Consider the following 11,760-nt stretch of genomic DNA (forward strand, 5'->3'; position numbering starts at 1 on the left):
GGGCCCGATCCCGACTATCGTCGGAGCGTGACCCGCTTCGTCTACGCCACTGCCACCACGCTCGACGGCTTCCTCGCCGACGAGCACGACTCGCTGGACTGGCTCTTCGCGGTCGACGGCGGCGAGGAGTCGCAGGCCGGCCTGGGGGAGTTCGTCGCGGGCGTACGGGTGATGGTCGAGGGCTCGACGACCTACCGGTGGGTGCTGGAGCACGAGGGCCTGATGGCGGCGCCGGAGAAGTGGCAGTCCTTCTACGGCGATCGGGTCACCTACGTCTTCACCTCGCGTACGGACCTGCCGCTCGTCCCCGGCGCCGACATCCGGGTCGTCTCCGGCTCCGTGGCCGACCTGGCCGACGAGCTGCGGGAGGCCGCGTTGGGGGAGGACGTCTGGATCGTCGGCGGGGGAGACCTGGCCGGGCAGTTCCACGACGCCGGCCTCCTGGACGAGGTTCGTGTCTCGATCGCCGCTGTCACGCTGGGCGCCGGGGCACCGCTCCTGCCGCGCCGGATCGAGTCGGCCGCGCTGCACCTGGAGTCGGTGCGTCAGACCGGCCAGTTCGCCGAGCTGCGCTACACCGCCGTCAGGGGCTGAGTCAGGCCTGGGCCTGCACGACCCAGATCCAGTTGTTGTCCGGGTCGTTGACCGAGAACATCTTCGGCACCGGACCCTCGCCGCCCATGAAGTCGCCGACCTGGACACCCTCGATGCCGCTGAGCCGCTCGTGCTCGCCGTCGGCGTCCGGCGTCTCGACGCCGATGCTGCCGCCGCCGGGCTGGCCGCCCATCGGGAGGTTGAGCGCGAGGACGGCGACCGAGCCCGGGGGAGCGACCTCGACCCAGCGTCCGCCCTGGGCGCCGTCGTCGAACGACGTCTCCGAGCGCAGCTCCCAGCCGAGCTTCTCGGTGTAGAACGCGATCGCCGCGTCCTGGTCCGAGACGGAGAACATGGCGGTGGCGATGCTGTTGATCGTGGTCATGCTCCGACCCTTCCACCGCTACCCAGCAGCGACAAGGGGCGCGCGGTCAAGACTGTCGGTGCGCGATGGCATCGTCCGGGACAGGCGCTTCTCCATCTCGGGGGCGGTGGTCACAATGAAGGAGTTCGATGTGTCGATCCGATGGGAAGCACCGATGGGCGCAGACACGATGCTGCGACAGCAGATGTCGTACGAGGAGTTCCTGGCGCTCGGCGACGAGGTCCGGGCCGAGTACGTCGATGGCATCGCTCTCGTGACGCCGCCTGCTGGGCCGCGGCACAACCGCACGGCGCGTTGGACCGCTCAAGCGATCGAGGACGCGTGTCCGGGTCTCTTCGTCGCGACCGAGAGTGGTTTGGCGACGGGTCCGTCCCGGCTGCGGGTCCCCGATGTCTACGCCCTCGCCCAGTCCGAGTCCGTGCTGTTCAGCGAGCAGATCCCCGTCGTCGTCGTCGAGGTGCTCTCGTCGACGACGCGTACCGAGGACACGCTGCGCAAGTCGCACGAGTACGCCGAGCTGGGCATCGGCCAGTACTGGATCATCGATCCTGAGCATCGCAGGATGACGGTGCTTGCCAACCATGGTCGGGGTTGGGAGATCGCTCACGAGCTCTCTGATCACCTCCCACGAGCGGCTGTCGAGGTCGCGTCCTACGGGACCGTCCAGCTCGACCTGACGCAGCTGCTGCGCGACTGATCAGAAGCCGAGCTTCGCCGCCTGCAGCAGCTCGATGCGATCGGCCGGCCCCTCGAAGGTGAGCCCGCTGAGCTGGGTACGGCCGAAGAGGAAGAGCGCGAGCTCGCTGACCGGCCCGGACACCACGACCGGATCGGCGCCGCGGCGCAGCGTCGCCCGGCGGGCACCGGAGACGATCTCCACCGGTACGCCCGCGGGGCGGACCAGGCCGCGGCCCATCATCGGCAGCGGGCGCCACAGGGTCGCCTCGTCGGCGTCCGAGAGCTCCCGGGGGACCCACGACGGCTGCGCCCGGCGTACGTCCTCGTGGTGCACGAAGTACTCGATCGTGTTCATCAGCGCGTCCACCCCGGGGGCGCGCAACGGCAGCGGGGGAATACGGAGCTCGTCGACCAGCGCTGCGAAGGGGCGGGCGGCCATCCGCTCGGACACCCGCGAGGTCACACCCGACAGCGCGGGCACCATGATGCCGCCCGCGGCCCACGGCTTGCGCTCGCGGACCAGCAGGTGCACCACCAGGTCACGGACGTCCCACCCGGCGCACAGCGTCGGGGCGTCGGGACCGACCGTCACAGACAGATCGCAGAGCGCCTCGCGCTCGCCGCGGACGAGGGAACCAGAGGAAAGGGCCACGGTGGCCGACACTACGATCAACCGGGTGGAGCGCGCGAGCATGTTGGACGGCTTCCGGGTCCTCGGTGTCGCGATCCGGCGCGAGCCGCTGATCTTCACGGTCTCGACGCTCGGCTCGGCGCTCTTCGGTGCGCTGACCGTCGCCGACGCCTGGGTCCTGGGGTGGTCGACCGACCACGTGATCCTGCCGGCGTACCGGACCGGACACATCGGGGCGGGCTGGCTCGTCGCCGTCGTCGCGCTCTTCGTCGCTGTCGCGATCGGGCGCGCCGTCGGGGTGGTGGCGCGCCGCCTCGGTGCCGGCGTCATGCAGTACCGGATGCAGGCCCACTACCGCCGTGCCGTCACCCGCCAGTACCTGCGCCTCCCGCTGGCGTGGCACCAGGCGCACCCCACCGGGCAGCTGCTCAGCAACGCCAACGCCGACGTCGAGGCCGCGTGGGCACCGATCGCGCCGCTGCCGATGGCCGTCGGGACGATCGCGATGATGGTGATCGCCGTGGTCCAGATGTACCTCGCCGACGTGGTCCTGGCGACCCTCGGCATGCTCGTCTTCCCGGCGGTCGTCCTGACCAACCTGGCCTACCAGCGCCGCGCCAGCCCCTTGATCACCCGCGCCCAGCAGCTCCGCGCCGAGCTCAGCGAGGTCGCGCACGAGTCCTTCGACGGCGCCCTCGTCGTCAAGACCCTCGGCCGCGAGAGCGAGGAGACCGAGCGGTTCGCGGCCAAGGCCCGCGAGCTGCGCGACACCAACATCCGGGCCGGTCGCATCCGCGCCGCCTTCGACCCGACGCTGGCCGCGCTGCCCGACATCGGCGTGCTGGTCGTCCTCGCCGCGGGCGTGGTGCGCGTGCTGCACGGCCACGCCGAGGCCGGGGACGTCGTACAGATCGGCTTCCTGCTCACCATCGTCGCCTTCCCGATCCGCTCGCTGGGCTGGCTGCTGGGCGAGTTCCCGCGCAGCGTCGTCGGCTACCGCCGCGTCCAGCGCGTCCTCGACGCCACCGACGCCCTCGTCTACGGCGAGCGGCGGGTGCCGGCGAGCGCCGAGGGCGCGCGACTCGCGCTCGAGCAGGTGGCGTTCTCGTACGACGAGAGCCAGCCGCTGCTCACCGACGTCACCTTCGACGTCGAGCCGGGCCGCACCACCGCCATCGTGGGGCCGACCGCCTCGGGCAAGTCCACCCTGACCACGCTGATGACCCGCCTGGTCGACACGGACGAGGGTCGGATCACGATCGACGGCATCGACCTGCGCGACCTCGAGCAGGGCGCGCTCGCCGAGGCGATGGCGATCGTGCCGCAGCAGGCGTTCCTCTTCGACGACACCGTCCGCGGCAACATCACGCTGGACCACGAGGGCGGCGTCGAGTTCACCGACGAGGAGATCTGGGCGGCCCTGCGCGCCGCCCAGGCCGACGGCTTCGTCGCGGCTCTTCCCGACGGCCTCGACACCCGCCTCGGCGAGCGCGGCACGTCGCTGTCCGGGGGACAGCGCCAGCGCATCTCGCTGGCCCGGGCGCTCGTCCGCAGGCCGCGCCTGCTGATCCTCGACGATGCGACCTCGGCGGTCGACCCCGAGGTCGAGCAGCGCATCCTCGCCGCCCTGCGGGTCTCGACCCTTCGACAGGCTCAGGACACCGCCAGCTCGACCACCGAGGGGTCTGGTCTCGATACACGTCGCTCGTCCCTCGCGACGCACTCGACCAGCGAGGGGTCCGCTGGTCGAGCAGCGAGCGCCAGCGAGCGTATCGAGACCATCACCGGCGCCACCCTCGTGGTGGTGGCCTACCGCAAGGCGACCATCGCGCTGGCCGACGAGGTCGTCCACCTCGACGGCGGCCGGATCGCCGGGCGCGGCACCCACGCGCAACTGCTCGCCACCAGCCCGGCGTACGCCGATCTGGTCAACGCCTACGAGCAGGACAACGAGCCGATGACGGAGGCCACCACGTGAGCACCACCGTCACCTCGGGCAACACCGTCGACAGCGGGGAGCAGCTCGGCGGCATCGAGACGATCCGCCGCGGCGTCCACCACTCGCCCGAGCTGGTCGAGGGCATCGGGGTCACCCTGACGCTGGCGATCATCGCCAGCCTCGGCCAGGTGATCGTCCCGATCGCCGTCCAGCAGACCCTCGACCGTGGGCTGCATCACGCCGGTGGGCCCGACGTGCGGTTCACCGTCTGGATGGGCATCGGCGCCGCGATCGCCCTGGCGATCGCCAGCGTCGCGTCCTACGCCATGACGGCGCGGCTCTTCACCGCCGCGGAGAGCGGCCTGGCGACGCTGCGCACCAAGGCGTTCCGCCACGTTCATGACCTGCCGATGCTGACCCAGCACACCGAGCGTCGCGGCGCCCTGGTCTCGCGGGTGACCAGCGACGTGGACCAGATCAGCCAGTTCGTCGTCTACGGCGGCCTGCTGCTGGTGGTCTCCGTCGGCCAGATGCTCATCGCCAGCGTCGTGATGGTGGTCTACAGCTGGCAGCTCGCGCTGGTGGTGTGGGTCTGCTTCGTGCCGCTGTTCGCCAGCCTCCCGTTCTTCCAGCGCCGGCTGTCGGTCGCGTACACCGTCGTCCGGCGCCAGGTCGGCACCCTGCTGTCGGCGATCGCCGAGCCGGTCGTCGGCGCCGCGGTCGTCAAGGCGTACGCGGTCGAAGCCCGCACCCAGCAGCGCATCGACGACGCGGTCGAGGCCAACCGGGCGGCCCAGACCCGCGCCCAGAGCCTGGTCGCCGGCTTCTTCAGCCTCGGCGGCCTGGCCGGCGGCCTCGCACTGGCCGGCGTGGTCGTCCTCGGCGTCCAGCTCGGCATCCACGGCAACCTCAGCAGCGGCCGGATCCTCGCCTTCGCGTTCCTGGTCTCGCTCTTCGTGGGCCCGGTGCAGACCGGCTCCCAGATCCTCACCGACGCCCAGAACGCCGTCGCCAGCTGGCGCCGTGTCATCGGCATCCTCGACACCCCCGCAGACCTGGTGGACCCCGGTCCCGCGGGCGCCCAGCTTCCCAAGGGCCCGATCAGCGTCGGCTTCGACGATGTCAGCTTCGCCTACCCCGGTGGCCCGCTCGTGCTGCACGACATCACCGCCACGATCGCCCCCGGCCGGAGGATCGCGGTGGTGGGGGAGACCGGATCCGGCAAGTCCACGGTCGCCAAGCTCCTCACCCGCCTGATGGATCCGACGAGCGGCACGATCACCCTCGACGGCGTCGACGTACGCGCGATCAGCGCCGCCAGCCTGCGCCGCGGCGTCGTGCTCGTCCCGCAGGAGGGCTTCCTCTTCGACGACACCCTCGCCGCCAACGCGCGCTACGGCCGGATCGAGGCGACCGACGCCGAGATCGAGCAGGCCGCCCGGCAGATCGGCCTCGGCGACTGGCTCGCCGCCCTACCCCTCGGCGTCCTCACCCGGGTCGGGCAGCGTGGCGAGGCCCTGTCGGCCGGCGAGCGCCAGCTCGTCGCGCTGCTGCGTGCCCAGCTCGCCGACCCGGACCTGCTCGTCCTGGACGAGGCCACCTCCGCTGTCGACCCCGCCCTCGAGATGCGGATCAACCGGGCGCTCGAGCGGCTGATGCAGGGTCGCACGTCGGTGACCATCGCCCACCGGCTCACCACCGCCGAGGGCGCCGACGAGGTGATCGTGATCGACAAGGGCCGGATCGTGCAGCGCGGGCCGCACGCCGACCTCGTTCGCGAGGAGGGGTCGGTGTACGCCGGGCTGCATGCCTCCTGGGTCGCCCAGCAAGGATGACAGCAGGGATAATCGAGCCGTGACCGACTCGACCTCTGGCCTCGACCCCGCGATCGCCGCCCGCCTCAAGCGCTCCGCCGACGGGTTGGTGCCCGCGATCGCGCAGCAGCACGACACCGGCGAGGTGCTGATGATGGGGTGGATGAACGACGAGTCCCTCGCCCGCACCATCGAGACCGGCCGTGCGACCTACTGGAGCCGCAGCCGCCAGGAGTACTGGGCCAAGGGCGACACCTCGGGCCACCTGCAGCACGTCAAGGAGATCCGTCTCGACTGCGACGGCGACACCCTGCTGCTCAAGGTCGACCAGATCGGCGCCGCCTGCCACACCGGCGACCGCACCTGCTTCGACGCCGACGTCGTCGCCGTGATCCCCGCCGCCATCCCTGCCGACACCTCTGCGGACGCCTGATGGGGGCACCGGCCAACAAGGACCGGCGGACGTTCTGGCCCGTCGTGCTGCTCGGCCTCATCGGCGCCGGCGTTGCGGCGTGGGCCGGCCACCACCCCTGGATCGCCGGCGCCAAGGACGATCCGTTCAGCCAGACGCAGGGCAATGTGGACAGCCCGGCCACCACGGCGCTCGCACTGGTCGCCCTCGCTGCCTGGGGCGTCGTCCTGGTGACCCGGGGGAGCGTCCGCCGAGTGGTCGCCGTCCTCGGTGGCCTGGCCGCGATCGCCCCCGTACCGGCGATCTGGAGCACCCGCCACCACCTGCTCGCCACCCACGACGGCAGCCACGGCACCGCCTGGCCCTGGGTCGCGCTGATCGCGCTGATCGGCACCTGCCTGATGTTCGTACTGGCGGTGATGAAGGCGCCGGCGTGGCCCGAGATGGGCGCCAAGTACGACGCGCCGACCGGCGCCCAGCCCAGTGCCGCCAGCGCGACGCCGATCGAGGAGCAGAGCAGCATCGACCTGTGGAAATCGCTCGACGAGGGGCACGACCCCACCGCAGACTCGACCCGCGACTCCGACTGATCGCGCCGACCCCATAGAATCGGCCCGCACCGTCCACCGCACCACCAAGGAGCACTCATGTCCGACAACCACGGCAACACCCCGGCCGCCTGGAGCGCCGTCGTGGTCGGCCTGCTCGGCTTCCTGATCGGCTCCATCGGCCTGATGCTCAGCCCGATCAACTACATCGTCTTCTGGGTGGGCGTCGCCGTCGTCGTCGCCGCCGGTGTCCTCTTCCTCGTGCTGGCGAAGATGGGCTACCACGCCGAGACCCACTGACGATGTCGGTTCTCGATGACATCATCTCGGGCGTCCGCGAGGACCTCGCCGTTCGCCAGGCCCGGGTCAGCCCCGCTGACCTGAAGGCCGCGCTCGCCGACGTCGACGCGCCGCGCGATCCGATGCCGCACCTGCGCGGCGCCGGCAGCAGCGTCATCTCCGAGGTCAAGCGGAAGAGCCCCAGCAAGGGCCACCTCGCCGACATCCCGGACCCGACGGCGCTGGCCGCCGCCTACGAGCGCGGGGGAGCGGCAGCGATCTCGGTGCTCACCGAGCAGCGCCGGTTCGGCGGCTCGCTCGACGACCTGCGTGCCGTACGGGCCGTGGTGGACACCCCGATCCTGCGCAAGGACTTCATCGTCGAGGAGTACCAGCTGCTCGAGGCCCGCGCCGCCGGTGCCGACCTCGCCCTGCTGATGTGCTCCGCCCTGGTCGGCGACGACCTCACCCGCCTCTACGAGTACGCCCGCGAGCTGGGGCTGACCCCGCTCGTCGAGGTGCACGACGAGGAGGAGACCGAGCGGGCCGTCGCGCTGGGCGCCGAGCTGATCGGCGTCAACGCGCGCAACCTCAAGACGCTCGAGATCCACCGCGACATGTTCGGCCGCCTCGCGCCCCTCATCCCCGCTGATCGGGTGAAGGTCGCCGAGTCGGGCATCTTCTCCGCCGTCGACGTGCAGCGTTACGTGGACGAGGGTGCCCGCGCGGTCCTCGTCGGCGAGGCGCTGGTCCGCGACGGCGACCCCGAGGCTGCGGTGCGCAGCATGACCGGACTGGTCAAGGAAGGCTGAATCCTATGAGGGGTATCGGATGACCACCCATCTCAACGAGACCACCAGCTTCGACGCCGACGCCCAGGGCTGGTTCGGCGGCCCGGCCGAAGGCTTCGGCGGCAAGTTCATGCCCGAGGCGCTGATGAAGGCCCTCGACGAGCTCGACGCCGCCTGGAAGGGCGCCAAGGCGGACCCGGCGTTCGTCGCGGAGTTCGACGCGATCCTGCGCGACTACGCCAACCTGCCCAGCCCGCTGTACGAGGCCAAGCGGCTCAGCGAGCAGCTGGGCATCCGCGTCCTGCTCAAGCGCGAGGATCTCAACCACACCGGCGCGCACAAGATCCGCAACGTGCTCGGCCAGGCCCTGCTGACCAAGCGGATGGGCAAGACCCGGGTCATCGCCGAGACCGGCGCCGGCCAGCATGGCGTCGCCAGCGCCACCGCCGCCGCGTACTTCGGCCTCGACTGCACCGTCTACATGGGCAAGGTCGACACCGAGCGCCAGGCCCTCAACGTGGCCCGGATGCGCCTGCTCGGCGCAGAGGTGATCGCCGTCGACTCCGGCAGCGCCACCCTCAAGGACGCCATCAACGAGGCGCTGCGCGACTGGGTCTCCAGCGTCGAGCACACCGCCTACCTGTTCGGCACCGCCGCCGGCCCACACCCGTTCCCGACGCTGGTGCGCGACCTGACCCGCGGCATCGGTGACGAGGCCCGCGAGCAGTGCCTGCAGCAGTACGGCGCCCTGCCGGACGCGATCGCCGCCTGCATCGGCGGCGGGTCCAACGCGATCGGCCTCTTCACCGCGTTCCTCGAGGACCCGTCGGTGCGGATCTACGGCTTCGAGGCCGGCGGCGACGGCGTCGACACCGGCCGGCACGCGGCCACCATCTTCGCCGGCGACCAGGGCGTCCTGCACGGCGCCCGCACCTACGTCCTGCAGGACGAGGACGGCCAGACCATCGAGTCGCACTCGATCTCGGCGGGTCTCGACTACCCGGGCGTCGGCCCGCAGCATTCGTGGCTGGCCAAGTCCGGCCGCGCGGTCTACGAGCCGGTCACCGACGTCGAGGCGATGGACGCGATGGCCCTGCTCGCCCGTACGGAGGGCATCATCCCGGCGATCGAGTCAGCGCATGCGCTCGCCGGGGCCCTGCGGATCGCGCCGCGGCTGCGCGAGGAGATCGGCTCCGGGGCGACGCTCCTGGTCAACCTCTCCGGCCGCGGCGACAAGGACATGGGGACCGCCATGGAGTGGTTCAAGCTCGGCGACGCCGACGACGAGACCGGAGGGACGAAGTGACCAGCGCTCGCACCACGACGGGCACGGCCTTCGCCACCGCGAAGGACGAGGGCCGCGGGGCCCTCGTCGGCTACCTCCCGGCCGGCTTCCCCGACGTCGACGGCTCGATCGAGGCGATCAAGGCGATGGTCGCGGCGGGCTGCGACGTGATCGAGATCGGCCTGCCCTACAGCGACCCGGTGATGGACGGCCCGACCATCCAGGCCGCCGCCCAGCAGGCCCTCGACGGCGGGGTCCGCACCCGCGACGTCCTCCGTACGGTCGAGGCCGTGGCCGTCACCGGCGTCCCGACCCTCGTGATGACCTACTGGAACCCCGTGGAGAAGTACGGCGTCGACAGGTTCGCCCGTGACCTCGCCAACGCCGGCGGCGCCGGTCTGATCACCCCGGACATCACCCCCGACTACGGCCAGGCGTGGATCGCCGCCGCCGACGAGCACGACCTCGACAAGGTCTTCCTGGTCGCACCGTCCAGCACCGACGAGCGGATCGCGTTGACGACCGCCGCCTGTCGCGGCTTCGTCTACGCCACCGGCGTCATGGGCGTCACCGGCGGCAAGCAGGCATCGGCCGACGTGGTGGGACCGCTCGTCGCACGGACCAAGGCCCTGAGCCCCGATGGGGCCGCCCTCCCGGTCGGCGTCGGCGTCGGCGTCAGCACCGGCGACCAGGCGGCCGCGATCGCGGCCCACGCCGACGGCGTGATCGTCGGCAGCGCATTCGTCCGAGCCATCCTGGACAACCAGGGCGACAAGGCCGGCTACCTCAAGGCGTTGAGCTCCCTCACCGAGGAGCTCGCCGCCGGGGTGCGGCGTGCCTAGGCGGCTCCTCGCAACGGTCCTCGCGGTGCTGGCGCTGGCCCTCAGCGCGTGCGGCTCCAGCAGCGATCCGTCCCAGTTCTACGGCATCACCCACGACGCCTACACGGTGCTACCCGACCAGCTGACCGACACCGACGGCCAGCCGTACTCGCTGGTCGACGACGACACGAAGCCGCTCACGCTGGTCTTCTTCGGCTACACCCACTGCCCGGACATCTGCCCGATGGTGCTCTCCAACCTCGCCAGCGCGCTGACCCGGCTCGACGACGACGACAAGAGCAACGTGCAGGTCGTCTTCGTGACGACCGACCCGAGCCGGGACACGCCCGAGGTGCTGCGCCACTACCTCGACCGCTACAACAAGGGCTGGATCGGCCTGACCGGCGACCTCGACACGATCGCGAAGATCGCCAAGCCGCTCGCCGTCTACGTCGCCCAGGGTCAGAAGCTGCCCAGCGGCGGCTATGACCTCAACACCCACTCGACGCAGGTCAGCGCGGTCACCCCGGACCACCGGTCCACGGTGCTGTGGGACATGAACACGTCGTCGGCCCAGTTCGCCTCCGACATCCACAGCCTGCTGCAGCAGGCCTCCTGAAAGGGCCGCTGATGCTGCCCCAGCTGATCGCCCTGTCGATCCCCAGCCCGGACCGCGGCGTGGTCCACCTCGGCCCGCTCCCGATCCGCGGGTACGCCCTGTGCATCATCGCCGGCATCGTCATCGCCGTCTGGCTCTCCGAGCGCCGCTGGAAGGCGCGCGGCGGTCGTCCGGGACAGATCCAGGACATCGCGCTGTGGGCGGTGCCGTTCGGCGTCGTCGGCGGCCGGATCTACCACGTGATGACCGATCACGACCTCTACTTCGGCGCCGGCCGCCACCCGGTCGAGGCGCTCTACGTGTGGCGCGGCGGCCTCGGCATCTGGGGCGCCATCGCGCTCGGCGCCGCCGGCGCCATCATCGGCGCCCGCCGGATGGGGATGCGGGTCGCTCCGCTGCTCGACGTGGCGCTGCCGACCTGCCTGCTGGCACAGGCGGCGGGCCGCTGGGGCAACTGGTTCAACCAGGAGCTGTACGGCAAGCCCACCGACCTGCCGTGGGGCCTCAAGATCGACCCGAGCAACTTCCCGCAGGGCCCCGACCAGTTCCCGGCCGGCACCACCTTCCATCCGACGTTCCTGTACGAGTCGCTGTGGTGCGTGCTGGGCTTCCTCGCGATCGTGTGGCTCGAGCGTCGCCTCAAGGACGGCCCGTACGCGCTCGGCCACGGCCGCGCGGGCGCTCTCTACGTGATGATCTACTGCTTCGGCCGGTTCTGGATCGAGCAGCTGCGAATCGACACCATCGAGCTCAACGACGTGCTCGGCCTGCGCTGGGCCGACTGGATGTCGATCATCCTGTTCGTGCTGGCCGCCGCCTACTTCCTCTGGTCCCTGCGTGCGCGCCCGGGCATCGAGGAGAGCGTGTACGTCGAGGGGCGTGCCCCGCAGGACGAGAACGACGTCGCATCTGCGTAACCGCCGTGTGATCGGGTCGTGATACGGTTCGTCCATCGCGCGGGCCA

14 protein-coding genes are annotated in these 11,760 nt (G+C 71.2%); 12 read left to right on the plus strand and 2 right to left on the minus strand.

The genetic code is table 11. The annotated features are described in order from the left end of the window. The first annotated feature begins 27 nt into the window (after positions 1-27). Entirely contained in the window at positions 28-594 is a 567-nt protein-coding gene (locus ACZ5L9_RS14320) for a dihydrofolate reductase family protein (RefSeq protein ID WP_464528847.1), read from the plus strand. A 1-nt stretch (position 595) separates the two neighbouring features. Here the strand turns inward: ACZ5L9_RS14320 and ACZ5L9_RS14325 are convergent, their stop codons facing one another. Next, the gene (locus tag ACZ5L9_RS14325) at positions 596-979 is read right to left on the minus strand and encodes a VOC family protein (protein ID WP_464528848.1); all 384 of its coding nucleotides are present in this window, start codon (positions 977-979) and stop codon (positions 596-598) included. Here ACZ5L9_RS14325 and ACZ5L9_RS14330 point away from each other — a divergent pair. Beyond that, positions 960-1,676, plus strand: coding sequence for a Uma2 family endonuclease (locus ACZ5L9_RS14330; protein WP_464528849.1), 717 nt, complete (start codon positions 960-962; stop codon positions 1,674-1,676). The genes ACZ5L9_RS14325 and ACZ5L9_RS14330 overlap by 20 nt on opposite strands. On the opposite strand, the gene ACZ5L9_RS14335 is transcribed toward ACZ5L9_RS14330, so the two are convergent. Next, on the minus strand, positions 1,677-2,309 hold the full coding sequence (locus ACZ5L9_RS14335; RefSeq protein ID WP_464528850.1) for a TIGR03085 family metal-binding protein: 633 nt from the start codon (positions 2,307-2,309) through the stop codon (positions 1,677-1,679). 40 nt (positions 2,310-2,349) lie between these two features. Here ACZ5L9_RS14335 and ACZ5L9_RS14340 point away from each other — a divergent pair, with 40 nt between their 5' ends. The 10 genes from ACZ5L9_RS14340 to lgt are packed head-to-tail and all read left to right on the plus strand — an operon-like array spanning position 2,350 to position 11,713. Beyond that, on the plus strand, positions 2,350-4,266 hold the full coding sequence (locus ACZ5L9_RS14340; protein WP_464536863.1) for an ABC transporter ATP-binding protein: 1,917 nt from the start codon (positions 2,350-2,352) through the stop codon (positions 4,264-4,266). Further along, positions 4,263-6,062: an ABC transporter ATP-binding protein gene (locus ACZ5L9_RS14345; protein WP_464528851.1), complete on the plus strand. Its 1,800-nt coding sequence runs from the start codon at positions 4,263-4,265 to the stop codon at positions 6,060-6,062. Before ACZ5L9_RS14340 ends, ACZ5L9_RS14345 begins: the two co-directional genes overlap by 4 nt. A 19-nt stretch (positions 6,063-6,081) precedes the next feature. Beyond that, positions 6,082-6,474 (plus strand): phosphoribosyl-AMP cyclohydrolase, encoded by a 393-nt coding sequence (gene hisI / locus ACZ5L9_RS14350; protein ID WP_464528852.1) that lies wholly within the window; start codon positions 6,082-6,084, stop codon positions 6,472-6,474. After that, positions 6,474-7,043, plus strand: a complete 570-nt coding sequence (locus ACZ5L9_RS14355) for a Trp biosynthesis-associated membrane protein (protein WP_464528853.1) — start codon at positions 6,474-6,476, stop codon at positions 7,041-7,043. Before hisI ends, ACZ5L9_RS14355 begins: the two co-directional genes overlap by 1 nt. Before the next feature lie 57 nt (positions 7,044-7,100). Then, the gene (locus tag ACZ5L9_RS14360; RefSeq protein WP_464528854.1) at positions 7,101-7,301 is read left to right on the plus strand and encodes an HGxxPAAW family protein; all 201 of its coding nucleotides are present in this window, start codon (positions 7,101-7,103) and stop codon (positions 7,299-7,301) included. A gap of 2 nt (positions 7,302-7,303) precedes the next feature. Further along, positions 7,304-8,092 carry an indole-3-glycerol phosphate synthase TrpC gene (gene trpC, locus ACZ5L9_RS14365; RefSeq protein ID WP_464528855.1) on the plus strand — a complete coding sequence of 263 codons (789 nt, stop codon included), beginning with the start codon at positions 7,304-7,306 and terminating at the stop codon, positions 8,090-8,092. A gap of 19 nt (positions 8,093-8,111) precedes the next feature. Beyond that, entirely contained in the window at positions 8,112-9,377 is a 1,266-nt protein-coding gene (gene trpB, locus ACZ5L9_RS14370) for a tryptophan synthase subunit beta (protein WP_464528856.1), read from the plus strand. After that, the gene (gene trpA, locus ACZ5L9_RS14375; RefSeq protein WP_464528857.1) at positions 9,374-10,198 is read left to right on the plus strand and encodes a tryptophan synthase subunit alpha; all 825 of its coding nucleotides are present in this window, start codon (positions 9,374-9,376) and stop codon (positions 10,196-10,198) included. Before trpB ends, trpA begins: the two co-directional genes overlap by 4 nt. Next, positions 10,191-10,796 carry an SCO family protein gene (locus ACZ5L9_RS14380; protein WP_464528858.1) on the plus strand — a complete coding sequence of 202 codons (606 nt, stop codon included), beginning with the start codon at positions 10,191-10,193 and terminating at the stop codon, positions 10,794-10,796. Before trpA ends, ACZ5L9_RS14380 begins: the two co-directional genes overlap by 8 nt. An 11-nt stretch (positions 10,797-10,807) precedes the next feature. Then, entirely contained in the window at positions 10,808-11,713 is a 906-nt protein-coding gene (lgt, locus tag ACZ5L9_RS14385; protein WP_464528859.1) for a prolipoprotein diacylglyceryl transferase, read from the plus strand. Positions 11,714-11,760 lie beyond the last annotated feature (47 nt).

It is taken from the genome of Nocardioides sp. JCM 18998 (genome assembly GCF_055391535.1).

Bases quoted from the DNA above. Each gene is read 5' to 3' on its own strand.
- ACZ5L9_RS14330 (WP_464528849.1), top strand. From the start codon at position 960: ATGCTGTTGATCGTGGTCATGCTCCGACCCTTCCACCGCTACCCAGCA.
- ACZ5L9_RS14325 (WP_464528848.1), bottom strand. From the start codon at position 979: ATGACCACGATCAACAGCATCGCCACCGCCATGTTCTCCGTCTCGGAC.
- ACZ5L9_RS14340 (WP_464536863.1), top strand. From the start codon at position 2,350: ATGTTGGACGGCTTCCGGGTCCTCGGTGTCGCGATCCGGCGCGAGCCG.
- ACZ5L9_RS14355 (WP_464528853.1), top strand. From the start codon at position 6,474: ATGGGGGCACCGGCCAACAAGGACCGGCGGACGTTCTGGCCCGTCGTG.
- ACZ5L9_RS14360 (WP_464528854.1), top strand. From the start codon at position 7,101: ATGTCCGACAACCACGGCAACACCCCGGCCGCCTGGAGCGCCGTCGTG.
- trpC (WP_464528855.1), top strand. From the start codon at position 7,304: ATGTCGGTTCTCGATGACATCATCTCGGGCGTCCGCGAGGACCTCGCC.
- trpB (WP_464528856.1), top strand. From the start codon at position 8,112: ATGACCACCCATCTCAACGAGACCACCAGCTTCGACGCCGACGCCCAG.
- lgt (WP_464528859.1), top strand. From the start codon at position 10,808: ATGCTGCCCCAGCTGATCGCCCTGTCGATCCCCAGCCCGGACCGCGGC.